Annotated in this window: 22 protein-coding genes and 5 pseudogenes; 10 read left to right on the top strand and 17 right to left on the bottom strand. The window is 42.1% G+C overall.

From position 1 onward, the window contains the following. Nucleotides 1-93: 93 nt before the first annotated feature. Together BQ5903_RS02935 and BQ5903_RS02930 are read right to left on the bottom strand one after the other, a co-directional pair. Nucleotides 94-2,885: pseudogene (locus BQ5903_RS02935) on the bottom strand (cation-translocating P-type ATPase). A gap of 308 nt (nucleotides 2,886-3,193) precedes the next feature. Further along, nucleotides 3,194-3,511, bottom strand: coding sequence for a group II intron maturase-specific domain-containing protein (locus BQ5903_RS02930; protein WP_056972533.1), 318 nt, complete (start codon nucleotides 3,509-3,511; stop codon nucleotides 3,194-3,196). 407 nt (nucleotides 3,512-3,918) lie between these two features. On the opposite strand from BQ5903_RS02930, the gene BQ5903_RS02925 reads away from it, so the two are divergent. The 3 genes from BQ5903_RS02925 (at nucleotide 3,919) to BQ5903_RS02920 (ending at nucleotide 6,479) form a co-directional block, all read left to right on the top strand. Further along, nucleotides 3,919-4,278, top strand: coding sequence for a MarR family winged helix-turn-helix transcriptional regulator (locus tag BQ5903_RS02925; RefSeq protein ID WP_079578782.1), 360 nt, complete (start codon nucleotides 3,919-3,921; stop codon nucleotides 4,276-4,278). A gap of 343 nt (nucleotides 4,279-4,621) precedes the next feature. Beyond that, entirely contained in the window at nucleotides 4,622-4,783 is a 162-nt protein-coding gene (locus tag BQ5903_RS12195) for a hypothetical protein (protein ID WP_156643409.1), read from the top strand. A gap of 385 nt (nucleotides 4,784-5,168) precedes the next feature. After that, complete coding sequence (locus BQ5903_RS02920) at nucleotides 5,169-6,479, top strand: IS1380 family transposase (protein ID WP_079578780.1); 1,311 nt, start codon at nucleotides 5,169-5,171, stop codon at nucleotides 6,477-6,479. On the opposite strand, the gene BQ5903_RS02915 is transcribed toward BQ5903_RS02920, so the two are convergent. Beyond that, nucleotides 6,459-6,878, bottom strand: coding sequence for a hypothetical protein (locus tag BQ5903_RS02915; RefSeq protein ID WP_079578778.1), 420 nt, complete (start codon nucleotides 6,876-6,878; stop codon nucleotides 6,459-6,461). The genes BQ5903_RS02920 and BQ5903_RS02915 overlap by 21 nt on opposite strands. 321 nt (nucleotides 6,879-7,199) lie before the next feature. Here BQ5903_RS02915 and BQ5903_RS12190 point away from each other — a divergent pair, with 321 nt between their 5' ends. Both BQ5903_RS12190 and BQ5903_RS02910 read left to right on the top strand, forming a co-directional pair. After that, nucleotides 7,200-7,373 carry a hypothetical protein gene (locus BQ5903_RS12190; RefSeq protein WP_010497337.1) on the top strand — a complete coding sequence of 58 codons (174 nt, stop codon included), beginning with the start codon at nucleotides 7,200-7,202 and terminating at the stop codon, nucleotides 7,371-7,373. A gap of 467 nt (nucleotides 7,374-7,840) precedes the next feature. Then, nucleotides 7,841-9,745 carry a heavy metal translocating P-type ATPase gene (locus BQ5903_RS02910; protein ID WP_079578774.1) on the top strand — a complete coding sequence of 635 codons (1,905 nt, stop codon included), beginning with the start codon at nucleotides 7,841-7,843 and terminating at the stop codon, nucleotides 9,743-9,745. Nucleotides 9,746-10,023: 278 nt separating this feature from the next. Here BQ5903_RS02910 and BQ5903_RS02905 read toward each other — a convergent pair whose 3' ends face one another. Further along, nucleotides 10,024-11,265 (bottom strand): ISL3 family transposase, encoded by a 1,242-nt coding sequence (locus BQ5903_RS02905; protein ID WP_079578772.1) that lies wholly within the window; start codon nucleotides 11,263-11,265, stop codon nucleotides 10,024-10,026. 176 nt (nucleotides 11,266-11,441) lie between these two features. Next, a complete protein-coding gene (locus BQ5903_RS02900; RefSeq protein ID WP_079578770.1) occupies nucleotides 11,442-12,200 on the bottom strand; it encodes an MIP/aquaporin family protein in 759 nt (252 codons plus the stop codon). Nucleotides 12,201-12,584: 384 nt separating this feature from the next. Here BQ5903_RS02900 and BQ5903_RS02895 point away from each other — a divergent pair, with 384 nt between their 5' ends. Next, nucleotides 12,585-12,905 (top strand): thioredoxin family protein, encoded by a 321-nt coding sequence (locus BQ5903_RS02895; protein WP_003643543.1) that lies wholly within the window; start codon nucleotides 12,585-12,587, stop codon nucleotides 12,903-12,905. A gap of 23 nt (nucleotides 12,906-12,928) precedes the next feature. After that, the gene (locus BQ5903_RS02890) at nucleotides 12,929-13,198 is read left to right on the top strand and encodes a metal-sensitive transcriptional regulator (RefSeq protein ID WP_079578768.1); all 270 of its coding nucleotides are present in this window, start codon (nucleotides 12,929-12,931) and stop codon (nucleotides 13,196-13,198) included. 99 nt (nucleotides 13,199-13,297) lie between these two features. Here the strand turns inward: BQ5903_RS02890 and BQ5903_RS02885 are convergent, their stop codons facing one another. From BQ5903_RS02885 to BQ5903_RS02875, 3 genes are all read right to left on the bottom strand, one after another. Continuing rightward, on the bottom strand, nucleotides 13,298-13,471 hold the full coding sequence (locus BQ5903_RS02885) for a hypothetical protein (RefSeq protein WP_010497317.1): 174 nt from the start codon (nucleotides 13,469-13,471) through the stop codon (nucleotides 13,298-13,300). A 128-nt stretch (nucleotides 13,472-13,599) separates the two neighbouring features. Continuing rightward, nucleotides 13,600-14,154, bottom strand: a complete 555-nt coding sequence (locus BQ5903_RS02880) for a Dps family protein (protein ID WP_010497316.1) — start codon at nucleotides 14,152-14,154, stop codon at nucleotides 13,600-13,602. Nucleotides 14,155-14,166: 12 nt separating this feature from the next. After that, nucleotides 14,167-14,385 (bottom strand): heavy-metal-associated domain-containing protein, encoded by a 219-nt coding sequence (locus tag BQ5903_RS02875; protein WP_407936221.1) that lies wholly within the window; start codon nucleotides 14,383-14,385, stop codon nucleotides 14,167-14,169. 203 nt (nucleotides 14,386-14,588) lie between these two features. Between BQ5903_RS02875 and BQ5903_RS02870 the strand changes: the two genes are divergently transcribed. After that, nucleotides 14,589-15,254: a Crp/Fnr family transcriptional regulator gene (locus BQ5903_RS02870; RefSeq protein ID WP_079578764.1), complete on the top strand. Its 666-nt coding sequence runs from the start codon at nucleotides 14,589-14,591 to the stop codon at nucleotides 15,252-15,254. A gap of 310 nt (nucleotides 15,255-15,564) precedes the next feature. Further along, a pseudogene (locus BQ5903_RS12495) lies at nucleotides 15,565-16,579 on the top strand (M13 family peptidase); the annotation flags it as partial. Here the strand turns inward: BQ5903_RS12495 and BQ5903_RS02860 are convergent. The 5 genes and pseudogenes from BQ5903_RS02860 to BQ5903_RS02840 all read right to left on the bottom strand — a co-directional run. Continuing rightward, nucleotides 16,568-16,936 (bottom strand): annotated as a pseudogene (locus tag BQ5903_RS02860) (transposase); the annotation flags it as partial. The pseudogenes BQ5903_RS12495 and BQ5903_RS02860 sit on opposite strands and share 12 nt — an antisense overlap. A gap of 253 nt (nucleotides 16,937-17,189) precedes the next feature. Further along, nucleotides 17,190-17,672 carry a Dps family protein gene (locus BQ5903_RS02855; protein ID WP_079579644.1) on the bottom strand — a complete coding sequence of 161 codons (483 nt, stop codon included), beginning with the start codon at nucleotides 17,670-17,672 and terminating at the stop codon, nucleotides 17,190-17,192. Nucleotides 17,673-17,864: 192 nt separating this feature from the next. Beyond that, a pseudogene (locus tag BQ5903_RS02850) lies at nucleotides 17,865-18,704 on the bottom strand (Gfo/Idh/MocA family protein); the annotation flags it as partial. A 100-nt stretch (nucleotides 18,705-18,804) separates the two neighbouring features. Further along, nucleotides 18,805-19,623 (bottom strand): annotated as a pseudogene (locus BQ5903_RS02845) (LCP family protein). 193 nt (nucleotides 19,624-19,816) lie between these two features. After that, complete coding sequence (locus tag BQ5903_RS02840) at nucleotides 19,817-20,266, bottom strand: transposase (RefSeq protein WP_079578760.1); 450 nt, start codon at nucleotides 20,264-20,266, stop codon at nucleotides 19,817-19,819. Between the two features lie 107 nt (nucleotides 20,267-20,373). Between BQ5903_RS02840 and BQ5903_RS02835 the strand changes: the two genes are divergently transcribed. Continuing rightward, nucleotides 20,374-21,657 (top strand): ISL3 family transposase, encoded by a 1,284-nt coding sequence (locus BQ5903_RS02835; protein WP_079578369.1) that lies wholly within the window; start codon nucleotides 20,374-20,376, stop codon nucleotides 21,655-21,657. A gap of 253 nt (nucleotides 21,658-21,910) precedes the next feature. On the opposite strand, the gene BQ5903_RS02830 is transcribed toward BQ5903_RS02835, so the two are convergent. The 4 genes from BQ5903_RS02830 to BQ5903_RS02815 form a co-directional block, all read right to left on the bottom strand. Next, entirely contained in the window at nucleotides 21,911-23,152 is a 1,242-nt protein-coding gene (locus BQ5903_RS02830) for an ISL3 family transposase (RefSeq protein ID WP_079578423.1), read from the bottom strand. A 201-nt stretch (nucleotides 23,153-23,353) separates the two neighbouring features. Further along, nucleotides 23,354-24,040 carry a 2,3-diphosphoglycerate-dependent phosphoglycerate mutase gene (locus BQ5903_RS02825; protein WP_056972449.1) on the bottom strand — a complete coding sequence of 229 codons (687 nt, stop codon included), beginning with the start codon at nucleotides 24,038-24,040 and terminating at the stop codon, nucleotides 23,354-23,356. Nucleotides 24,041-24,127: 87 nt separating this feature from the next. Then, nucleotides 24,128-25,318: a MalY/PatB family protein gene (locus BQ5903_RS02820; RefSeq protein ID WP_079578758.1), complete on the bottom strand. Its 1,191-nt coding sequence runs from the start codon at nucleotides 25,316-25,318 to the stop codon at nucleotides 24,128-24,130. Then, nucleotides 25,311-26,372 (bottom strand): AI-2E family transporter, encoded by a 1,062-nt coding sequence (locus BQ5903_RS02815; RefSeq protein ID WP_079578756.1) that lies wholly within the window; start codon nucleotides 26,370-26,372, stop codon nucleotides 25,311-25,313. The genes BQ5903_RS02820 and BQ5903_RS02815 overlap by 8 nt, the downstream gene beginning before the upstream one ends. Nucleotides 26,373-26,433: the final 61 nt, after the last annotated feature.

Below are 26,433 nucleotides of genomic sequence, written 5' to 3'. Positions count from 1 at the left end.
GTCGAAAACAAGCATTCATTTATCCGTTATAGGTCAAAAGTTGCCAGATGTATGTTGCTTCCCTCAACTGGGTAAACATACACCTGGCAAAATTTAGCTTGTGACTTGATTCTTACGCAGTAAATATTTTCTGCCTTCATCCAGCAATACTAAGGGCACTGGTAAACAAAATAGGAAGAGCCATGAAGCTAGATTCAACGGCGCTGTATCGAAAATGTCTTGTAAAAACGGAACGTAACACATACACAGCAACAATATTCCTTCCAAAACGATACCCGTATAAACTAAGGAATTAGAAAAGAAGTTCTTGTGAGTAAATAAAGTCTCAGTTTCAAAGCGACAGTTCAATACAGTCGCCATTTGGCAGAAGATCACGGCTCCTAAGGTGACCGTTGTTGCTTGCCGATAGTCAAAACCAGATGAAGCGAGTGCCGGATAATAATGCCCGTTTAACGCATTATTCAAGAAATAACCGCAAATTGCCAGCAATGAAGCCGATGCGCCATACCATATGAACGCCTTTAACAAAACCTTCTTATTGATCAAGTGCTCCTGTGGCGCACGCGGTGGCCGGTCCATGACTTCTTTTTCTGCTGCCTGCCGGCCTAAGCCAAGCGCTGGGACCATGTCGGTTCCTAGGTCGATCGCTAAAATTTCCATAACCGTTAATGCAAGAGGAATTTTGCCGCCGCTGAACAGGAAAAGTGCTGAAGGGATTGCTTCCGGCAAGTTGGAATTTAAGATATACAATAAAAACTTCCGAATATTGCTGTAAACTCCGCGTCCTTCTTTAACCGCAGCTACGATCGAGGCAAAGTTATCATCACTCAAAACCATGTCGGCCGCTTCTTTAGCAACTTCAGTCCCCGTCTTACCCATAGCGACTCTGATGTCTGCTTTTTTCAAAGCAGGAGCGTCATTGACACCATCGCCTGTCACCGCAACAATGTGTCCTTCTTCTTGTAACAAGGAAACGACCCGATATTTTTGTTCTGGAGCCATTCGTGCAAAAACAATTTCTTGTTTTAAATCTTGCCGTAAACTATCGTCATCCATCTGGTCGAGTTCCTGACCCGTGACTACTTTGACTGGATTATTACTATCAACGATCCCAATTTTTCGTGCGATCGTCTGAGCAGTCAAACCATTATCACCAGTAATCATAATCACCTTGATGTGAGCACGGCGACATTCTTTGGCAGCAGTCAACGCTTGTTTACGTGGCAGATCATACATCGCAGTTAAGCCTAGAAAAGTCAATTTGCTTTCAACTTCTTGCTGATCGAGGCTTTCAGGATCTTTGACTGCTTGCGGATCTAAAACTTTGCCCGCCACAGCTAAAACACGCAGCCCCTGCTTAGCATAACCGTCATTGGCTTCTTGGATCTCATTGATTTTTTGTTTGGTCAATAACTCTGTTACTCCATTGTTGAAATAAGTCGTACATTTTTGCAAGACGCTGTCTGGGGCACCCTTCGTAAAGCTGTCGAAAAAATGCTCATTATTTTTAGCAATCACGACCGTCATCATTTTACGTTGAGAATCAAACGCAAATTCCCTTTGGCGCGGTTCTGACTTGCGTTCTTCTTGTGGATCAAGCCCTCCCTTTTGGCAACAACTTCTAAACATCCTTCAGTTGGATCGCCGATACAAACGTAGTCGTGATGTTTTTTGTCTGGCGGTTGGATCTGAGCGTTATCAGCTAACAAACCACCAGCTAAGAGTTCTTTTAATTCTTGATCTTTCGTAGCAGTTATTTTCTTTGGCCCATCATAGATCCCTCCATGAGGAGCATATCCTTGCCCACTCACATGATATGAATTTAAAAGAGTCCACAGGTGAACAACTGTCATTTGATTTTGTGTTAAAGTTCCTGTCTTATCTGAACAAATTACTGATGCTGAACCTAGAGTTTCAACACTGGATAACTTTTTAACTAAGGCATTTTTTCGTGCCATCCTAGATACTGCTCCTGCTAAAGATAACGTCACAGTCGGCAAAAGTCCTTCTGGAATAAAAGCTACGATCATCCCCAGCGCAAAAATAAATGATTTGACCAGTGGATATTTGACGAAAAAGACTGCTGCGACAAAGAAAAGTAACCCGACAAATATCGCCAATAAAGAAATCTGTTTGGTCAGCGTATTCAATTCTTTTTGCAACGGACTTAATTCATCTTTAACGTTTTGCGTCAAAGACGCGATCCGTCCAAAATCAGTTTGCATGCCTATCTTGACGACCACCCCAGTCGCGTTACCCTTCATCACTGAAGTCCCGGAATAAACAAAGTTGGTAATTGCTGCATGCGAGCTGTCCTTTTGGGTGTCTGGCTGTGCATTTTTGCTGACCAGATCGACTTCGCCAGTCAATGTTGATTGATTCAAACGCAAATCATGAGCGGCTAACAACCGAATGTCAGCCGGCACGCTGTCTCCTTCAGCCAGTTCAACAATATCGCCTGGTACTAATTGGGCAGCGGGTACCCTTTGGGTAGTTTTATTGCGAATAACCTGACTCGATTCGGCCAGCATGTCATTTAAAGCTGCAGTTGCTTTGCCAGCCTGATATTCCTGCCAAAAACTAAAAAGTCCATTGATCACATTGACCGCCCAAATGGCGATTCCTAATTCTGTAAGTTGCGCGATAAAGGAGATCCCACCAGCAACCCACAATAAGAGTGCCATTAAACTGGTAAAGTTTTGCAAAAAAATCAGTATTAAGGGAGTGTCCTTCTTTTTTGCCAAAACATTTTTCCCATATTGTTTCTGCCTTTGAGCAACTTCGCTTTCATTCAGACCAGCACTATTGGTCCCCAGTTCTTGGTATACTTTATCCTGCGATAATTTAGCTACATTTTCAATTTCAGTGCTTTTAACCTTCCGCATCTTAGCACGCCTCCATTCAAATTCAAAAACTGATAAATGGTGAAATTAAGATCGTTTGTCGCATTTACTGATAATGAAATTCAATCCAATCTCTCATCCTAGATTATAGTTCAAACATTTGAATATGGTGTACTTAAAGCCACATTAATGTTAGCGTTTTTATTAAACCTGATCTTGCCCATTATAAAATAAGAATCGGGTAGGAGATAGTTCGCACTATCGATCTCCCACACCACCGTATATGACGGTTCAACAACTTAATTGAATTAACTGATACAACTTGGACATGTTTAGCGATCCACGTTGTGTCAGTCTTTTATGGTTACAGTCATACACAGTGTTTTACTATGTACATTACGCCAATATTCTTTACGAAAATTAACATATGTCCCAGTTTGCTTGGGTGTCATGCCTAATTTAATCAATGCTTTATAATGAGTCCTGATATTCTTCCACTGTTTCCAGGTATACTGGCGAATGCGCGAGAGCAACCATTCGTTTTGCTCGAGAAATTTTTTCATCTTCCCAATGGAATAATATTGGATCCCGCCCTGTATTTTCTGCTTAATTTCGTGCAGGATCCTATCAAAGTTGATACCTCTGTTTCTCTTCGTGATTCTTTTCAATTCTTGTTTGATTATTTGTTTACTGTTTATCTGCTGATTTAAATTATTAAAATATTGATCATACTTTTATTACATTGGTATAGTTCATAGAACATTATGCTTCTAAAAAGCTGGACAATATCTGTCTTAATGTATACATGTTGGTCTATACCTATTATTTTGCACAATTTTATATATATAATTTTTTATGTTAAGATTCATGACGTTTATACCTCCATACCGACAAATAGCTCTGGTCAAGGATGCCTGAACGTGGAGGAGAAACTTCTTTATTACAATAATTGCTAGCAGATATTAAGGAAGGAATGAAAAAATAAAGTACTAATAGACAAGACAATTTAAATTTATTAGCAGTTTTTGTAAACGTTCTACCTTTACTTAAAAAATATTCAAGATTTGGGAGATTTTTGAATGGAAAAAAGGATTATGAATTATCATCAGTCGAAAGTGAGTTTTGTTTTGCTATTTATTTTACAGAAAGAAGTTTGGCCAAATTCTTCTCAAAAATTTTAAAAGAATTCAAATTAACCTTCACACAGTATGTTACTTTATTGATTTTATGGCAAGAACAAAAGCCCGTTAAAATGAGTGAGATCACGTCACATTTACAACTCGGTTATGGGACAACATCCCCTCTTTTTAAAAGAATGGGAAAAAATGAGTGGATCACCCGCAATTATTCACCCGAAGACAAACGCAAAGTATATATCGAACTTACAGAAAAAGCAAAGAAAAGATCATCAATGAACGCGTTAAAGAATATTTGAACTCCGTCAACAAAACTACTGATGAATACAAAAAAGAATTGAAATCAATTTACCAGGTAAACAACAAACTAAAAAACGCCAATGACTACCTCGAAGATTTGTTTTGATCACTCGGCGCAAGTGTTATTACTTTTTAACGAAAAGGAAATTTTTCTGACTCAAGGCAAAACTATCTTCAGAACATATCTACGCCTTGTGCTAATTTTAAAAGCAGTTTTTACCGGCTGTTTCGTAACAGAGCTATGTCGAATGATCTTGCAAAATTTAAAAATGCTGATTCACAATGATTTTTGAAAAGTCAGCAAAAACTTAACCTTTCTAGGAAGGTTCTTTAGGTGATCAAATGAAATTTAATCAGGAGAAAATGGTACTTCTTAAAAAAATCTCAACCGGACAGATCGATCCAGCTGAGATAGAAGAAAATCAATTGCTCAAACAACCGATTTTCAAACAAAAAATGATTAATTACACCCTCAACTTTAGTCAACGTACTGGAAATTATTAAGTTTCGCAGTTGCAATTAACCAAAAAAGGAAAAGATGAATTAACTTCTTTACTTCGCAGCAAACGTCAGGGTAAGAAAAATAAAGTTAAAATACCCTTGTTTTTTGCAGTGGAAACATTTGCCGGAGTTTTAATGTCAAGCTTTCTTTTCTAATTGTCTATCGAAAGTAAGCTTTAGAATTAGCAAAGATTTTTTTCATTTATTCTTTTTACTTAATTAATGAATAAAATCCTGAATTATTCATACTTTTCCCTTAAGGACTACTTTTTGTTGTTGTCATGCTAGTTCGCATCTTTTTCGTTTTTCACCTGTTGGGTGTACAAAAAGAGCACATCCTGTGCTATTGTAAAGTCGATGAAAACCACAAAGAACAGGAGTGCTCCTTATGTCAACTTTACATCATGAAAAACTTTTATTCAATAACCAGATCAACATTTCTAATGACGGTGGTGAGTTAGCGAACGATGCCGGAACTTTATTAATTGCTGAATTTCTGCACCAAATTCACTTTGACCAGCTCTTAGAAGATAACTTGCATTTTAAAGATGACCGTAAATATTGTACCTTTCCCTTGAACAATTTATTTAAGCAGTTGCTGTTGCAATTGCTGGCAGGATACTGCCAAGATCAGTCGGCTAATACCTTGTCACACGCCGTTGATTTTAAGCTGGTCTTGTCTCAAGCGGTCGCTTCCCAGCCGACACTTTCACGCTTTATCAATCACATTTCAGCGTCTGGGCTCTTTTCAGTCAAATCATTGCTCGGCTCGGTAGCTCACTTTGTTCTTGGGCAGCTAAATCAACATCAGCTGATCCTTGATCTAGATTCGACACATGCCGATACGTTTGGTGACCAAGAAAAGAGTGCTTATAACGGTCACTACCAGACCAACGGTTATCATCCTTTACTAGCCTTTGATGCTTTATCGGGCTGCTTGTTGAATGCTCAATTACGCCCCGGCAATCGCTATACTTCCCAAGGTGCGACTAAATTTTTATTACGGAGCTTACGGGCCTATGACGGATCTTCCCTGGATGTCTTAGTGCGAGGAGATTCTGGTTTCGCAGCTCCAGGGATCTACCATGCGTGTGATAAAAAGCAGGCTAAGTTCGTGATTCGTTTAAAAGCGAACTACCAGCTCCAAAGTCGGGCTGAAAACCTGATCCAAGTGGGTGACCAGGACTTCACCGAAGCTGAAGTCCAATGGCATGTCCTGCGAGACTATTGTCCTCAAAGTTGGTCACGACCTTATCGTGTGATTATTAAATCAACGCGGCCGGCGGGCAACTTTCTGTTTGACCATGAGTTTATCGTGACCAACTTGGAAGAATTAAGCGGTCCACAAGTCTTTGCCCTCTATCACCAACGCGGTTCCATGGAAGACTTGATCAAAGAAGTTAAACGTGGCTTTCACTTTGATAAAACGGACAGTTCTAGTTTTGAGGCCAATGAGTTCCGGATGCTGGTAGCTGGGGTCGCTTATAATATACTGCAAGCCATGAAGAACTTAGTTTTACCAACAAAGCTTAAACACGCTCAGGTCGGGACGATCCGTTTTAAATTACTCCATGTGGCAGCTAAGGTCACGCACCATGCGCGTCAAGTCTGGGTCCATTTATCTCAGACCAATGTGTTCGATAAATTATTTTGGCAGACACTGTTCAAGATTCAAAATCTAAAAATATATCCGCTGTGAACTCACAAAATAAAAAATGTTTTTCTTAGGGAAAGGGTGAAGTCTGTCCTTTTTTAAACAGTCCGACAACAAAACTAACAAAAAGCTGCTTTTTTTACACACTAAAGTAACTTTGCACAAAGTTTTAACTGCAACGAAAAGTATGAATAATTCAGGAAAATAATTCGGGTAAAAGATATCAGTTTCTTGTGTAAATATTCTTTTATCTGCATTTTGATGTGCAGCAGCAAAAATTTTTTTAATTTTTTCATCTTTTACCAAGTTAATATCCTCTAAATCAACTGGGAGGTTTGCGAGAGCTAAACAAAACTCAGCTCCAGATCGTTGACTGATATCTACCAGCCTTTGAGGAGAAGATTGGTCATCAACTGGAATATACGGGTGGCCAGCCTTGACCACCCTAGAAAACATGCCAACATAGAGAAAGTTTGCCCTCCGTAAACAATAACAGGAGAACCAATAGGTAGTTTCTGTTGTATCAAATAATGTGCTATATTATCAGAATATATCTGCAGTTGCCGATAATCCTATTTATTCTTCCGTTAACTTGTCATGAAACATGGTTAAAACGTGTTATTTAGTTGGCTTACTGTTCGTCAGCCGATGTGCGTCCTATGCCGACTTCCTGGGCTGGGTGCCAATTGCTGGAACGTAAGCCGACGTCGATTTGAGCTAACGCAGGCTTCAGTGGCACCGAGCACGTTTCGGTAAGCCGCTCGAATGGCTGATAAACAACCACCGAACTTAGCGCAATTTATCGTTAACTATTTTGATACTGGAACTTTAAACAAAGTGTTAGGTGCATTAGCACTTTGTCGGGAGATTAAATCTTACTACGCTGATTCAGAATCAGTGAGTTATCTCAATCTCAATTTCAGTCTGACAGTCGATTGACAAAATTACCGGTTATGAAAAGCAACGACAAAGCCATCAAAAGTTAGGTACATCTTCGTCCGCCATTCGAACACTGTCCCGACTGGAAGGCGTTTCGGCCAATCCTCAGCGGTGAAATTCCACTTAGCAAGCGTCCTTGGCTTGGTTAGTGGAAGACCAGTATTTAAGACGTGGTCTTCGGCTTAAATCTGTGTCCACCGCGTTCCAGCAATTGGCAGAAATGCCTGGAAGTCGGTGTAGGACGCGCCAACTAAGCAATTTTACGCTAACTCGGACTTTTTCCAGCGGGCCTAAGCTGGCTGCTTTTGGATTTAAAAAATAGCACGTTTTAATCATAATCACTGTCAGCAATAATCAGCCCATCCGAAATTAATAATGTTATTTTGCAAAACTTGACACCTATCAAGTTGCCATCAAGCTGAACTCACTATACTAGGGTCATCAAATCAAATAAGGAGTTGCAAATTATGAAATTCCAATTATTTCTCACTAAACATACGAATCAAATTACATTAGTTACGGGGATTCTGATTGTCCTTGGGATGCTCAGTAAATATCTCTTACAATTTACGCTCGGTTACCAAGTCATTTTAGCAGTTGCTTCAATTATTGCCGTCATTCCGATTGCGGTTCGTGCTTGGAGCGCACTTCGGAACAAAGTTTTCAGTATTGAACTGTTAGTTAGTATCGCAGTGATTGGGGCATTCATTATTGGTGAATTCAACGAATCCGCAATCGTTACTTTCCTCTTCTTGTTTGGCTCCTATCTCGAAAGCAAGACCTTGCAGAAGACGCGGACCGCAATCAAAGGCTTGACTGACATGTCACCAACTACCGCAACCTTAGTTACTGATGATGGCACCGAAGAAGTCGACGTTGATGATGTGGACGAAGGTGACGTTGTCCTAGTTAAAACTGGGAGTCAGGTTCCCGTTGACGGGATTGTTGTTGAAGGTAACGGCTACCTTAACGAAGCCTCAATTACGGGTGAAGCACGCCAAATCAACAAGCAACTCAAGGACTCGGTTTACTCCGGAACAATGGTTGAAAATGGCTATCTGAAGATCAAAGCGACTCAGGTTGGCGACGACACGACTTTTGCCAAAATTATTGAATTGGTCGAAGAAGCTCAAGATACCAAGTCCAAAGCTGAAAAGTTCATCGACCGCTTTGCTCAATATTATACGCCTGCTGTCCTCGTTTTAGCAGTCTTAGTCTTCGCCTTCTCCCGTGACTTCCGCTTAGCAATCACGGTACTGGTTCTCGGTTGCCCAGGTGCCTTAGTTATCGGCGCCCCAGTGTCAAACGTTGCCGGAATCGGGAATGGTGCCAAGCGTGGTATCCTGATCAAGGGTGGTGAAGTCGTCGATACTTTTGCCAAAGTCGATACCCTGGTCTTCGATAAGACCGGTACTTTAACGGAAGGTAACACTGCCGTTACAACCATGCACACTTACACAAACAGTGCGGATAATCAACTAGCTCTCGCTGCCGCTATTGAGGGCGTTTCCGACCATCCGTTAGGCCAAGCAATCGTCAGTTATGCCGACCAGCAGTCAGTGGGGGTCGCTCCCGTCCTAGATGACACTGGAACCGTTAAGGGGCAAGGAATCTGTGCACAAGTCGGTAAGCAAGAAGTTGTCATTGGTAATCAAAAAATGTTGACGGCTCATAATATCAAACTAAATCCTACTCAACTCAAAGATCTCAATGATTTACAAGCTGGTGGTCAATCAACCGTTATCATGGCAGTCGACGGACAAGTTCAACTCATCTTCGGGATTGCCGATACGATTCGTCCAGGCGTGAAGGACTCCCTCGCCGCATTAAAAGCCCAAGGAATCAAGAAACTCGTTATGTTAACTGGAGACAATGAACTCACCGCTCAAGCCGTTGCCAACGAATTGAACCTAGATGAAGTTCACGCCAACCTCTTGCCAGAAGGAAAAGTCGAATACGTTAAGAAACTAAAAGCAGCCGGTAACACGGTCGCCTTTATTGGGGATGGCATCAACGACAGTCCTTCAATCGCTAACGCCGATATCGGAATCGCAATGGGTAGTGGGACTGACGTTGCCATCGATACATCCGATGTCGTCTTGATGCAATCAAGCTTCCCCGCATTAGTACACGCCCACGGTCTCGCCAAGAAAACTGTCTCGAACACTCGTGAAAACATCTTCATCGCCATTGCCACCGTGGCCTTCCTACTGATTGGGCTAATCTTCGGTTATATCTACATGGCCAGTGGGATGTTTGTCCATGAAGCTAGTATCTTAGTCGTTATCTTCAACGCTATGCGGTTAATCAATTTCCAAACCAAGTTCGACAAACAACAAACAACTAAAACCATTCAAGCAGCCACAGCTTAATCAAGTCTCCCCAACTTGGTTACAGGCCTAGCAACCAATAACGGTCCGCCGACTAGTCTTCCCCAGCTAGTCGGCGGACCGTTTTAGCATAATGCAATCAAAAATGGGACTTTGTCAAATAGTGTTGATGGTCCATAGAACTCTATCTTTATGGTAGGGTTCTTTTTTTACTGCCATAGCTAGATTAAAGTGTTTGGGTTGGGAGGCAGGTGCGGGTCCGAAGCGTAGCGAAATGGGCCCGCACCTGCCTCCCACAGTGTTGACCTAAATTTTTTATCTTAGGCATGGATCAATTTGATGCGGATAAAGAAATGCCTTAAGTTACTGAATCCGTAACAGCTACGTTTAAGTTCTTTGATCTTGCGATTGATCCCCTCTAACGGCCCATTAGAGTAGTCATAGAGACAAGCGTTCCTGATCCCTAAGTAGTTCTTTTGAATGGTCCTCATGACGGTATCCATTTCAGTACCATTGGGACGGTAGTTCATAACTAATTGTCGTAAAGTAGCCCGATCGCGGTTGCGAATAAAGGTTAAGATCGTTTGATAGGTCTGATAGTTTTCTGCGAACTGTGGAAAATTCTTGAGTCCCAGATCGACCACATTTTGGGCAGTCGTGTATTCATTTAATCCCCGATAATATTTAACCTGGGAGGTCTCAAGTTGATTTTCAGCTAAGTGGAATAAGCGCCAGTTGCTTTTTAAAACTTTATAGTTGCGGTCGTGGTGGTCGTTGATCCCTTTTAAAACACGCAGCCGTTCATGGTCAAGTGCCCGACCCGCTAACTGAACAATATGGAAACGGTCAAAGACGATCAGTGCGTTAGGAAAAAGACGACGGACGAAAGTCTGATACTGTGCATTCAGATCCATGGTCACCAGTTGAACTTTTTGACGCTCAGAAAGTGTATAAGTATTGGTGAAATACTCGCGGATCGTCTGCGAGAGACGATCTGGCAATAAGGCGACCAAATCATGTGTTTTTGCGTCAATGCAGATAAAAGAAAAGCAGTTCTTAGTTGAACGAAATTCGTCAAAGCTGAGAGCTGTCGGCAGCTCTTTTGGCGTTACTAAAGCCCGCTGATCCTTATACAAGATCCGTTGAACCGAGGAAGCTGAGATCCCCACGGCCTGGCTGATCGTCTTGACTGGCAGTGAGTTCTTAGCTAAAGTCGCGATTTCGTGGACTGCTTGGCGGGTGATCGAGTGCCGAGGCGGAGCGAGCTGCGTCTGCGCGCTAAAAGTATGGTGGCAAGTTCGGCACAGATAACGCTGTTTGCGCAGGTTCATGCGGAGCGGTTGTTCACCTAGGCTGGGCAGTTTCATCTTGGTCAGGCGGGTCCCATTCTGAACAAGATTCGTGGAACCACAATTAACACAGCGTTCGACGGGGTAAGTCAGCGTAGCTGAAAGCAGTTTTTCGTGAACTCCGGCCTGTGAAAAATCAGTACAAGCTGAAATTTTGATATTTGGGTCTTGGATATTGAGTAAATTTAGGATAGAATCAGTTTGGGACATCATTTATACCTCGCTTTGATTTGGTTTTATCGCTTTAATCGTAGCATATGAGGACAAATGATGTCCTTTTTTGTACAAAAATAGTGCTGATGAACGCTCATCAACACTAAAAAGTTTAGACCCTCAAAAATGATAGACCAATAATAATTTCATAAATACGCTCGGTTAATTAATTGCGATTACAAACCAAAAAAGATCTTATAAATCCAAATTCCAATAACGGCACCAACAATTGGGGCAACCACGGGAACCCAACTATATTCCCAGTGAGAACTACCCTTGTTCGGTACTGGTAATAACGCGTGTACTAGCCGTGGTCCCAAGTCACGGGCCGGATTTAGGGCCGGACCGGTTGGACTGCCTAACGAAATAACCATGGCAGCAATCAAAAGTCCAACGCCAATATTGGCGATATCGATATTTTGATGAAAAAACATTCCGCGATATAATCCCATGGCACCAAAAATCAGGACTGCGGTTCCTACCATTTCCGTAACAAAACCGTTTAACTGACTGTTCGCATGATCACTAGTTGCAAACGTCCCTAAGACCGCCTCATTATCAGTCGTTTGCCGATAATGGGGCCAGTACAGTGCCAAAATCAAGCATTGGCCTGCGATTGCTCCTAGAAATTGCCAGATCCAGATTAAGTAAGGCGCAACGTGCGCCCAGGGAAAGATTCCAATCACGGCTTGCCCAATCGTAATCGCGGGGTTTAAATGGTTACCAGAAATCGAGCCAAACATCATGGCTGGGAGCATGACCCCCAGTCCATATCCCGATGCAACCAGGAGCCATCCTCCATTGGCGAGTCCTGGATCATCGTTGCCAGTCGTGTTCTTCAGGAATGCGTTAGCGACAGCACCATTACCTAGTAGTACTAGGATCAGCGTGCCAAAAAATTCAGCGGCGTAGCGTGCTTCCCATGAACCTGTCATCTGTAAATCCTCCTCGTATGGTACCGAGCATCTATGATAATTTGAAGATACCAGATAAAACTATTTATGTAAACGTTTTATTTTGCTTAAATAAGCGGTTTCTAATAATTCAACATAATTCTACCAAATACCCTGGGTTGTATAATTATGAAGCGCAAGTATAACACGCTCGCGTCAACATGAGATCTTCAACGTTAATGCTCGCGATCACAACTAGTGGATTCTCAGGAGCCGCTAGCTTCCACAACGAATCGTTATTATCTAATCACCCAATACATCAGTCCTTTTTAAATCCCTCCACGGCCAGAAGCAGAACACTTGCTCGTATATACCTATGGGGGTATATTATTTAGTGACAAATACTTACTAAAGGAGTCATCTAAAATGATTAAAGAAATACATGATCAAGATTTTGCCAAAGAAACAGATACTGGTATCGCCGTTATTGATTTTCGCGCGGACTGGTGCCCACCATGTCGCATGATGGACCCAATTCTTAAGTCCCTTTCTGAAGACCCCGCTTACAAGGACCAGGTCAACTTCGTTTCATTGAACATTGACCATGACCAAGCTACGGCCAGTCAATTCCAAGTTCAAGGAATTCCAACCTTCCTGATTAAGAAAGATGGCCAAGTCGTCAGTCACATGGTCGGAGCACGTCCTAAGCCTGATTTTGAAGCCGAACTCAAAAAAGCACTTGCCTAATTACGAAGGGGGCATCATGAATCATGGCAACTACTGAAGAATATGTCACTAACAAGCAGATCAAGACCCGGCTGAAGCGCTCGGCTGGTCAACTGGACGGCGTTTTACGTATGATGGACGAAAATCGTCCTTGCGAAGATGTCTTAGTTCAACTTTCAGCAGTGAAATCAAGTATCGACAAGGCCATGAAACTCGTCATCGCCCGTAATATTAATAATTGTGTAGATGCGATGACCACGGCTGATATTCAGAATCTTGAACACTCCTTGGATCTACTGCTAAAAACCAAATAACGCCAAAAAAGACGGTGTCGCCAATCTCAGTTGGTTATACCGTCTTTTTAGTGCCAGTTGACTCAGTTAAGCACCGTATCCGTCAGGCAACTTATCGAGTCAATCTTTCCAATCGCCCTTTTTCCAGTCATCGTCGTCATCACTGTGGGACTGCTCGGCATCCTTGGGCGCTCGTTTTGCTCGCTTCAACAGTACCGCCGTTGAAACCACCGTTAAGAACCCAGTCGCAATAATAAAGACAAATGTCCACATCACAATATCGCTAATCGCCATCTCGGGGCCCTCCCATATAATTTAATTGTCGTTAGTATAGCGCAGGCCCGTTGTAATAGCAAAAACGCCCTGGATAGTTTGCCCACACAATCGCTATCCAGAGCGTTTAATTCTTCAGCGACAACGACCTAATCGTTGTCATCCTCATCTTCTTCCTCCAAACCAGTTCGAGCATCGTTACCAAGATAAGCTTGTAATTCCCGAATATTGCGATTGTTACTGCCACGATAAGCAACTAACCAAGCCGCCAGTGCCGGCCGGGTTTCTTTTTCAGCAAGCTTGATAGCCCGGTCAACGAATAGGTTTTCCGTATCAAAATCCTTGATTGTTGCGGCCACGAGTTCATCAGCAGATTGATACTTGAAAGCCCCATTTTCTTCCAACATGGAATACTTGGTTAATTCAGCCGTTGTGGAAGATGGCTTCTGGTTTTCATCTAGGAGTAATTCGCCTAATTCAGCAAACTGACGGACATTCTGATCTAACAAACGTTGATATGCTGTCCGCAATGCCAATGATTGTGGTCCTTTAACGTACCACTTCACTTGGGTCAACTTAACGTAAGCAACCATTAAGTTAGATAAAATGTGATTCGTCATTGCGCCCGCTGTTGGAACATGGTGATCAATGTCACTCTGTTTTAATTCCGCTGCGTATTGTTCGTCGATCGTTAGTTCGCTCATCGTTTATTCCTCCTACTTAACCTTGACGTTTTCAACTTCGTAACCAAGTCCGGTAACAACTTGTGCCAAATCATCGGCATTCGTCACTTCAGGATCAAAGTTAGCCTTTACCTTGCTGGCATTGAATAGCACCTTAACATTCTCAACGCCGTCATGGTTAGCAACGGCCTTTTCGATCTTGGTCATGCATGATGGGCAAGTCAACGTTCCTAATTGCATAATAATTTCCATAATCAATTACCTCCGTGTCGTTCATTTGATAGTTCTATCATAACCGGATTTGATTGATCAGAACTTGACGGCCGTCAAGAAATTCAAAAAAGTTTTACGCTACAATATAGTTATTAAAACAGTAGGAAATTTAAAACGTCAAACCCTATCTACCAAGCAAAATCTGTTATAGTTAGGGTGAATTTATTCAGGAGGTGGGCCTTATGGCAGAACATGAATGTGTGCAGTTAGTCCCAATTTTTAGCGAACTCGGTAGTGAACAATTAGACACCATCGAATCGATCGTTCGTCACCACCACTATCCAGCCGGCAGCACTTTATTTGGTGCTGACGATCCACTGGATTCACTGATGATTGTTGCCAATGGGCAGGTTAAAGTCTATCAGCTAGCTGCCAATGGTCGCGAGCAGTTACTATACCTATTACAAACTGGTGATATCGATGGCGAAGCTGCCTTATTTGAAAATCAACGGCGGACCTCATTCGGTGAAGCCTTAGTACCGACGGATGTTTGCAGTATTCGCCGTTCAGACTTTCAAGACTTGATGCAAAAATATCCCAGTATCAGCATCAACGTCTTAAACGTCTTTGGCAAACGTCTCAGTCAACTGGAACGTCAAACAACCAGCACGGCCACTGAATCCGTCGAAGCCCGTTTAGCGAACTATATCACTGAAACAGCGGCAGCGCTCAAAACCGACACGTTTAAACTACCATTAAAGAAAAAGGACCTGGCGACGTTCCTCGGCACCACCCCTGAAAGCATCAGCCGTAAGCTCGCCTTATTCGAGCGTCAAGGCCTAATTACGCAAAAGCCTGGCAAGGTCATCGAAATTAACAATGCCGACCAGCTATTATTAACTGAATAATGGCTACTAATTAAATTATCCTTAATCCCCCGGATGACTAGCGAAATCACTGTTAGTCATCCGGGGGCTTTTACGTCAACCATCACGCTGCCTCATAAGGTGATTTACAGGCACTAACAGCTCCTGCATGCCGATAATTCAGAAGTAATCTTGACCTTTACATTAACATTCACAACCCATCAGCTACTGATTCAGGACTATTAAGATGATTAGTATCATTTTTTACTGAGTCGGTACCAGATGATACCACTGAGAATAATCTAAGGTATAATTAACTTAGTATTAGAAAATTTATTAGGGAGTGGATTTAATGGCAACCATTAATCAAGCAGCAGTAAAACAAGATCTCTACGATGCCGTCAACGGCGAGTGGCTCAAAACCGCCGTCATTCCGGATGACCATTCTTCAACCGGGGTCTTTATGGACTTAGTTGATGCCATTGAAAAAACGTTAATGCATGACTTTGATGCAATGGCGGCGGGAACAGTTACCCCGACGATCCTCAGCTAACCGAATTCATTAAGTTTTACCGCTTAGCTAAAGATTTCGACCAACGCAATGCCAATGGTGCGGAACCAATTCTGCCGTGTCTCAAGCAAATTGATAGTTTAAGCGACTTTGCTGACTTACAACAACGGATGCCCGATTGGATCTACGACGGCCCCCATTACCATTCAGCTTGGATGTCGACGCTGATATGAAAAATACCAAGGTCAACGCCTTATTTGCCCAAGTACCTGGGACTATCTTGCCCGACAAGACATACTACGACGAAGGCAACCAGGCCGGCCCTAAGTTGCTACCAATTTACGCTAAAATGATGACCAAACTGTTGCAAAAAACTGGTTACGAAAAGGACGAAGCACAAAAAATCGTTGATGACACGCTGCAATTCGATCGTTTGATCGTTCCGTGGATCAAATCCGCTGAAGAGTCGGCCGATTACAGTAAGATGTATAATCCTCGCAAATTCAACGATTTTGTTAACACTAGTCGTTATTTAGACTTAGCCGCCATCACCTACTCCGTCATCGATGTTAATCCCGACCTCGTCATCTTGCCAGAACCCGCCTTCTTCGATCACTTTAATGAAGTAGTTAATCCTGATAACTTCGATCTGATGAAGAACTGGATGAAAGCTAAACTCGTTCAACGGTACAGTGGTTACCTCAGTGATGAAATGCGGGTATTAGCCACGACTTATTCACGGGCATTGTCTGGTCAAAAAGAACCGCGGAACCAAGCTAAGAGTGCCTACTATCTAGCTACCGGAACTTTTGATCAAGTCGTTGGACTCTATTACGGCCACGAGTATTTTGGTGATGGTCTGCTCGTCACAGCGTTGCCAAAAACGGGATAACGACGGTTGTGAGGCCAATTGCGGTTGTGCCAATAGTAATTTAAATGTGGGGTCATCACGCAAACTAGTGGCAGCTAGATCGGCAGGGTAGCCGGCGATCAACTGCAGCACGACCTGCTCTAGTAGACTAACGTTGCTGTAACGAGCGTAATGGCGCTGGTCATCAAAATGGACTAATTGATACGCTAAGGTCGTGAAATTGAGTTGCGCCATTAATTCTTTGACCAACACTAGCCCAGCATCAGTGGAAAGTTCACCACCAGTGTGCGAAATATGTAATTTAGGATTGAAATTAACTCGTTTTTCCGGTAAAGTTGCCATGAGAAGGACCTCTTTCTTTTGGTGGATAGCTGACTTGTGGTGAATCAACTATACCAAATCGGAGGTTCTTTTTCTGCACTAAAAAGGTGAAAAATAAAAAACACAGTACCGCCCATGATAACGGGGTGACACTGTGCTTGGAGAACTTATGGTGAATAATTCAGGGAGTTATTGTCGTGTTATTGGTTGCTATTTTTTCAGCATAAGAAAAAGACCATATTGCTACTCGTTTATAGCCATATGGTCTTTTATATTAGTCAGCGAATGGTGCTTTGCCTAGATAAGCACTGATCATCCAAATATTCTTATCGGTTTCATCCTTGAAGCCATTAAGCATATCTTGAGTTGGGAAGTCTTTTTCTTCGTCAGTAACTTCGATTCCTTTTTGGTATTGGTCACGTAGGTACTTGAATTGATCAACTAGCCGTTGCATGAATTCAGTCATCGTTAATTGATCAAAAGCGACTTTGTCATCTGGTAGGCCAGTATTTTCAATGAATTCGTGAGTTGTTGCCAGTGGGCTGCCGTTTAAAGCAATCAAGCGTTCTGCAATTTGATCGAGCTGTTCGCTTAGTTGATCGCCATATTCGTCCATCAGCGGATGGAGACGGAAGAAGTTTTCACCGCGCATATACCAGTGTGTTTGTTGAACGTTGACCTTTAATTGGCTGATATCGGCAATCAGTTGATTGAGTTGTGCTTTTGATCTTGGAAAGTCATAATTGTAAGTTGTCATAATGAACCCCTCTTCATAACTATTGGTTACACTAATACTATAACAGTTGTGAAAGCGTTTTTCAAACCAAATACTTGTGGTCCATTGGCGGTATAAATCTTCGATAATTGCTACGGTGTGGCAGGTGAGTGTCGGCGTCATAACTGGGCTAGTCAGTTGATGTTGGGACCAGAGTTGATTAAAGTGCTGAATCTCAAAAACAAATTCGCTATTTTGAGTGACCTGTAACGAAGTGGCGTGGCCAGTATTATCATATAAAGTGGCGTTGCTGGCCTTCCAGTAGTCAGGAATCACGATTTTACCATGACTGCCATAAATGATCATTCTGCTAGGTAGTGGTGTTTTGGCGGTGATGAATAGGTGGACTAAAATATTCTTTTCAGTCTGCAGGATCACATCACTTTGTTGATCAGCTGCTGGTGCCTGTCGCTGACAGAGGCCGTGATAACTAGTAAAGCGTTGCGCTAATAAGTATTGAATATAGTCTAGCGGGTAGACGGCGCTACCATGAAAAGCACCACCACCGGCGGTAATATCTTGGAACCAAGCAATTTTAGTACCACCAGGATGATAACTTTGGGCATCGATCCAACTAACTTCACCGATCGCACCTTGCTGCAACAGTTGCTTGATTTTTTGAGTCAGTGCTAGAAAAACTGCCTTTTGAGCGGCCATTAATGTCACTTGATGCTGTTGAGCTAGAGTAAATAAATTTTGGGCTTGATCAAGGGTCAGCGTGAACGGCTTTTCCAGCAATACGCTTTTACCATGGTTAATGGCTAATTTTGCACCAGCATAGTGACCGCCATTATAAAGGGGAATGTAGATTACATCCAAATCAGGATCAGCGACTAATTCGGCATAACTGCCATACGCCCGCGGAATTTGATTGGCATGGGCAAATTTTTGTGTACGAGATAGATTGCGTGTGCCGATTGCTAAAACTTGTGCAGCCCCAGCTTCACGTAAGCCTGCGATAAAACGAGGCGCGATTTGTGCGGCGCCCATGATGCCATAGTTAATTAGTTGCACTTAGATCACCTCGAATAATGATTTAACTCTAACGTAGCAGTTTAGAAAGCGCTTGTACAGTGTGATAAACAAAAAACACGCCGTTATGCGTGTTTTTCGGTTAAAATTGGCCGTTGGGAATACCCGGACCTGTGTTGGTTTCAGTGCCAGTTGTATTATCGTAAGTGTTGGTAGTATCGCTACTGCTGTAGGTACTGCCATCACTATAGGTGCCAGTGTCATAATCGACGGTACTATCGGAACCATAAATCGTGTATGTCGTATTTGTAACACCGTCAAAGTATGGATTTGCCTTATTTAGCTCGGTTTCTTTATTGCTGACAGTTTCAGCACTTAAGTTTAATTGTTTACGTAATTTTTTCGAGATGCGATTGATTTCTTTAGTTGAAGCAATCTGGTAGGAACTACCGTTGATATAGGCATCTTGACCTTGTAGTTGATCAGAGAACATGTTAGTCGCTGCTGAACGATAATTAGCCGCCAAGCCCTTCATATCAGAAAAACTAAGATCTGTTTGTAGGTTGTTTTGAACAACACTGAGGATCTTTTGATAATTAGCGACTCCGTTTAATGACAATAGTTTCTTGGTGACAGCCTTGATCACTTGTTGTTGCCGCAATTGCCGCCCGTAGTCACCCTTAGGATCGTCGTAACGCATCCGGGCAAAGGAGAGGGCTTACTTACCGTTCAGGTGGTGGGTTCCTTTCTTGATCGTAATGTTATTAAAGGTGAAGGTCAGATTACTCGTGACCGTAACGCCGCCAACGGCATCGACAATTTTAGCTAAGCCACCCTTATTCAAGGTTAAATAATAATTAATTGGAATATTTAATAGCTTGCTGACGGTTTTTTTACCGGTTTTGGCACCACCAATTTCGTAAGCAGAGTTGATTTTCTGAATACTACCTGAATTATGCATATGCATCAAATTGATTGGCCAAATTATCAGTTTTACGTAATTTCTCTATATTCACGACTTGGGCTAGTCATGACTAGCCAAGTTTGACTTAATTTAGTTAGTTTGATTAGTTTTCATACTTGATCGCGTCAAAAAAGTAGCCACTAATCCCTTGGTCAAACACAATAATTTTAAAAGTAACTGCGCTATTTTCTTAGTTGGTCACTAGGGGGCTTAACGTGTGAATGTTAGCTAATAAGGCTTCGATCTGCTGGCTAAAGACGTTGCTTTGCGCCAGATGAATGATTATTTTTCCGGCGTGACGGGCTAGTTTTCCAGCAACGTGAAAGATTTGAAAGCGTAGTGTACTAATGGTCGTGTTGCGCTGCTCTTTTGGTAAGGCCATTAACTTCATCAAGGCAATCAAGTTATAGGCAATGCCGCTGATGGTTGCCCGCGCAGCATTGGCAGTAAAGCTGTGGCTATTCGTCTTATCCATAAAAAAGCCTGCTTTACTTTCTTTGATCAGGTTTTCCATGGCCCCACGCTTTTGATAGGCTAAGTACAATAATTTGACCCCGGCTTCAGTCATATTAGTGACCACATATTGCCGTTCAAAGAATAGTGGTTCTATACTTTTTCCTGTTGATAGCTTACTTAACATGGTAATCTATTAGCAGGATTTTTTAGTGCAAAATAAAAAAGGCCCATAAGCCTCGCACCTAAAAAATCCACCCACTACAGTATCATTTTTAAAGGACGTGAAAACTTATGGACCCTGTAGATAATAATATAAAATTTGCGCTCAGTATTAAAGACCCAAATGTGGTTTTTTACAAATATAACTATCAAGTGATTAAAGCTAAGCGCGCAAAAGTATATATAGCCACGGTTAAGTTCGACCAGAAACATTGCGCTAACTGTGGCTTTTGCGAGCTAATTCATAATGGACACTACGTATCACGCGTGACCTATCTGGCAGCGAATGCGAGTGAACCAGTTTATTTAGAACTCCATAAAGAACGCGTCATTTGTCGTAATTGTAAAGCGTCGTTTATGGCTACTTCTGATGTGGTAGACAAGTACTGTTGTATCTCCCGAGCCACGCGTCAGAAAGTGTTTATGAGTCTACAAGACGACCGCACTCAAGCTAGCATTGCGATCGATGCCGGCATATCAGCTAGCACTGTCTGTCGTTACTTAGACAACTATGATGACTTATTTCGCAGAAATCTTAACTATCTACCGGTTCATCTCGCCATGGATGAATTTAGAGGAATTGGTGGTCGGCTCCATTTCATCTGTATTAATGGCGCTGGTGAGCACGAAATTCAACAAATTCTGCCAGACCGATTCAAGCAAAGTATTACTGATTATTTTAAACAATTTCCAGCAAGTGTTCGAGCACGTGTCAAAACAGTTACCGTAGATCTAAATAGTTACTATCAAGACATTGCCAAGGCAATGTTTCCGCAGGCAAAAATTGTGATCGACCGCTTTCACATCGTTGCAATGATGACTCGAGCTTTTAATCAAACTCGGGTGCAAACCATGAAAAAGTACAATAAAAGATCCTATGAATATCGCACGTTAAAGTTCGCCTGGCGGCTTTATTTGAAGTATGCCGGAAATCTAGATGAGGAACATGTCTTTTATGACCGACACCTGCGAAAACAACTCACACAACTAGAACGTGTAGAACAAGGACTGACAATTAACGAAGAACTTAAAGCATCGTACGAGTCGATGCAAAGCATCATGGAAAACCTTAAGAATCAAGACAAAGACAAGCTTGTGGAAGATCTATATACAAATCAAAATATAAGTCCCTACATGAAAGCAGTGTTTCAAACGTTCAAAAAGAACTTAGTGGTTGTACTCAACGCCAGTGAATCGGACTATACGAATGGCCCAGTCGAAGGCATGAATCGAATGATTAAACAAATTCAACGCACAGCATTTGGATTCCGTAATTACCATCATATGATTTCACGTATTAAGTTACGGCAAATGAGAACAAAACCAATGAAAAAAACAGAGTTGAAAGTCGCATGACTTTCAACTCTGTAAAAGCTATTCATCAACAGGATTTGACAAAGAGCCGTTTTTTTTACGGGAAAATAATAAATAATTTGGGGACTTTGTCAAATAGTGTTGATGGTCCATAGAACTCTATCTTTATGGTAGGGTTCTTTTTTTACTGCCATAGCTAGATTAAAGTGTTTGGGTTGGGAGGCAGGTGCGGGTCCGAAGCGTAGCGAAATGGGCCCGCACCTGCCTCCCACAGTGTTGACCTAAATTTTTTATCTTAGGCATGGATCAATTTGATGCGGATAAAGAAATGCCTTAAGTTACTGAATCCGTAACAGCTACGTTTAAGTTCTTTGATCTTGCGATTGATCCCCTCTAACGGCCCATTAGAGTAGTCATAGAGACAAGCGTTCCTGATCCCTAAGTAGTTCTTTTGAATGGTCCTCATGACGGTATCCATTTCAGTACCATTGGGACGGTAGTTCATAACTAATTGTTGTAAAGTAGCCCGATCGCGGTTGCGAATAAAGGTTAAGATCGTTTGATAGGTCTGATAGTTTTCTGCGAACTGTGGAAAATTCTTGAGTCCCAGATCGACCACATTTTGGGCAGTCGTGTATTCATTTAATCCCCGATAATATTTAACCTGGGAGGTCTCAAGTTGATTTTCAGCTAAGTGGAATAAGCGCCAGTTGCTTTTTAAAACTTTATAGTTGCGGTCGTGGTGGTCGTTGATCCCTTTTAAAACACGCAGCCGTTCATGGTCAAGTGCCCGACCCGCTAACTGAACAATATGGAAACGGTCAAAGACGATCAGTGCGTTAGGAAAAAGACGACGGACGAAAGTCTGATACTGTGCATTCAGATCCATGGTCACCAGTTGAACTTTTTGACGCTCAGAAAGTGTATAAGTATTGGTGAAATACTCGCGGATCGTCTGCGAGAGACGATCTGGCAATAAGGCGACCAAATCATGTGTTTTTGCGTCAATGCAGATAAAAGAAAAGCAGTTCTTAGTTGAACGAAATTCGTCAAAGCTGAGAGCTGTCGGCAGCTCTTTTGGCGTTACTAAAGCCCGCTGATCCTTATACAAGATCCGTTGAACCGAGGAAGCTGAGATCCCCACGGCCTGGCTGATCGTCTTGACTGGCAGTGAGTTCTTAGCTAAAGTCGCGATTTCGTGGACTGCTTGGCGGGTGATCGAGTGCCGAGGCGGAGCGAGCTGCGTCTGCGCGCTAAAAGTATGGTGGCAAGTTCGGCACAGATAACGCTGTTTGCGCAGGTTCATGCGGAGCGGTTGTTCACCTAGGCTGGGCAGTTTCATCTTGGTCAGGCGGGTCCCATTCTGAACAAGATTCGTGGAACCACAATTAACACAGCGTTCGACGGGGTAAGTCAGCGTAGCTGAAAGCAGTTTTTCGTGAACTCCGGCCTGTGAAAAATCAGTACAAGCTGAAATTTTGATATTTGGGTCTTGGATATTGAGTAAATTTAGGATAGAATCAGTTTGGGACATCATTTATACCTCGCTTTGATTTGGTTTTATCGCTTTAATCGTAGCATATGAGGACAAATGATGTCCTTTTTTGTACAAAAATAGTGCTGATGAACGCTCATCAACACTAAAAAGTTTAGACCCAAAAAAACGCTACATCGCTAAAACTTGCGATATAACGTTCCTGTAGCGAAAGTTCTCAAAATCTACCGTAACTACAATTAATTAAAGTTTTTCTTTGTTAACCACGTTTAGCTTGTCATCCAAGTCGTAAACAACTGGTTGGCCTGTAGCCATTTCTAAGCTGACGATATCATCATCTGAGATACCTTCAAGATACTTAGTCAAAGCACGCAATGAATTACCATGGGCTGCGATAATCACGTTTTTACCGTCCAAAAGATCTGGAGCAATATGGTCTTCCCAGAATGGCATGACACGTTCCAAAGTAACCTTCAAGTTTTCACCGCCTGGAACAACATGTGGATCCAAGTTAGCATAACGACGTTCCTTAACAGCAGAACCTTCGTCATCAGCCTTCAAAAGTGGTGGTAAAACATCGTATGAACGACGCCATGTATGAACTTGTTCTTCACCAAATTTTTCAGCAGCTTCTTTTTTGTTTTGGCCCTGCAATGCACCATAGTGACGTTCGTTCAAACGCCATGTCTTGGTTTCAGGGATCCATAATTGGCCGCTTTCTTCCAAAGCAATGTGCAAAGTCTTGATAGCACGTGTCAAAACTGATGTATAAGCTTGGTCAAATTCGATCCCAGCTTCTTTAAGTTTTTTACCTGCTTCTGTAGCTTCTTGTACACCTTTTTCGCTCAGGTCAACGTCAACCCAGCCCGTAAAAAGGTTCTTTAAGTTCCATTCACTTTGTCCGTGACGGATGAATACTAATTTTGGCATATTTAGTACAGACCTCTTTCTTTTATTTTTATTATACAAGCTTATTTTACACTCAATTTTGCAAAATTAACAGTATTTTGTGAAAATTTAAGCTTGCTTTTCTTGAAGTGTTTTCACTAAGGATGAAACAGCTGCCTGCAGGTTTTCAGGTGTCGTAGCCAAATTGATCCTAATGTGTCCTGCGCCCCCTTGACCAAACATGCTGCCAAAGTCCACCGCTAATTTTGCTTGGTCTTGAACTACATGTTTAAGTTCTTCAGGTGCAACGACCGCTGACAGATCAACCCAGGCTAAATAAGTACCTTCTTGATCAGTGATCTTGATTTTGGGGAAAGCTGCCTGCAAATGAGCCTTCAAATAGTCATAGTTATCCTTGACTACCGCCAATAGTCCTGCTAACCAGTCGACACCATCGCTGTAAGCTGCTTGTCCAGCAACCATTCCTAAAATATTGCTTGCTGGAGCATGCAATATCTCTTGTTGTTGATCATAGCGATCACGCAGTTGCGGATTAGGGATAACAACATGACTGATCAACAATCCTGCCATATTAAAAGTCTTTGATGGCGAATCGACCATGATCATATTGTCGCGATAGAAACCATCCTTGATCGACAAAGCCGAAACAAACTTCTTATCTGACGGCAACAGATCATGGTGGATCTCGTCACTGATCACTAGCACTTGTTCTTTGCGACATAATTCTAACAAATTGGCAAGCTCTTCTTCAGTCCACACCCGCGCCACAGGATTATGCGGGTTGCATAACATCAAAACTTTGACGTCATTTGCCACCATCTGTTCCTCGATTTTTTCGAGGTCCATTTTATACTCTTCACCAAAATCTACTAGTTCATTGGCAACAACTTTCCGATCATTGTCCTCAATAACATGGCGGAACGGATGGTAAACAGGCTCCATGATCATAACTGCATCACCTGGTATTGTCAAAAATTGCAGTAAAGTACTTAGTGATTGGACCACTCCAGTTCCAAACCGCAGCCATTCTTTATGCAGTTCGATCCCATAACGCTCTTTTTGCCAAGTAAAGTATGCATCATAATAGCCTTCCGGTGTCAGCGAATAACCAAAAGCACCATGTGCGACCCGCTTTTGAAGCGCGGTGACAGAACTTTGCGGGATCTTGAACTCAGTGTCGGCGACCCATAATGGATAAAGATCGCTGCTGCCGAATTCCTCTTGCATGCCATCCCACTTAACCGACGCTGTATCTTTACGATCAACCGCGTATTTTGCCAAAAACTCTTCTTTATTCACTAACTCGTCTCTCCTTTTTTACACGTTTCTTTTTAGTTTTCTTCTCGTTTCCAACAGAATGAACTCCCAATACTTCTAATAAAAAGATAAAGATCGGGATCCCAACGATCAGTCCCCAAGTGCCAAAAATATGTTCCGAAACAAATAGGACCACAAAGGTATAGAAAATCGGTAGGTTAGTCTTGCTAGACATTAATTTTGGATTTAAAACATAGGATTCCAAAGCATGGATCAGCAATATCATAAGCAAGACATACACCACAGCCTTAACTCCGCCATCAGTGTATGCGATCAAAGACATTGGAATTGCAGAAATGATCACACCAGCTACCGGGATCATACTTAGGATAAAGATCATGACCACCAAGCTATCAAGCTGTGGTATTTTCATTAAGCTTAAACCGATCAAAGTCAAGACCGTGTTTGCGATAGCAATAAAAAATTGCGCCTCTAAAACTACCCCAAAGGTATTAACAAAGATATTAGCAAAATAACGGATATCCTTAAAGAACCATGAATAAGGACCTGTTAAAAAGTTGCGTGAAAAAGAAAACATCCTGTCTTTTTCGATCGTGAAGAAGAAACTTAACAATAGTGCCATGAAAACTGAGACCCCAAAGGACCCCAAAGTAGTGATCGATTGGAATAAGATAGCCGCGCCGTTTTTCACCTGGGCCGTAATATCAGACTTGCTGATGTAATCACTGATGTAAGACACTACATCATTTGCTCCCTTGGGCGGGTTCTGGTAAAAAGTGATCACTGATTTTACCATTCCTTCAAATTGGTTAAAGATTTTTGGCGCATACTTGATCACAACAAAATAAACTCCAAATAATATTAGTGCGTAGACCACAATAACTATCAGCAGACTCGGGATTTTGACCTTTTTTTGAATAAAGTTGATCAGGCGTACTACTAAAAAAGTGAAAATAAAAGTCAATAATATCGTGTTCATTAAGCCTCGAAGCGCAAATAAGGCCCCCACGATCAATGTTAGCACTACTGCTCGCCTTAGGCGGACGTTATTTATAAATTTTTCCCAAATAGTCATTATCTTCTCCCTTCAAATATGCACATATGTAAGATCATATTAAAATATATTGTTAATTCTA

This window comes from Ligilactobacillus acidipiscis (genome assembly GCF_900116935.1).
GTDB classification, from domain to species: Bacteria; Bacillota; Bacilli; order Lactobacillales; family Lactobacillaceae; genus Ligilactobacillus; species Ligilactobacillus acidipiscis.
This window is presented reverse-complemented; position numbering and strand designations above follow the sequence as displayed.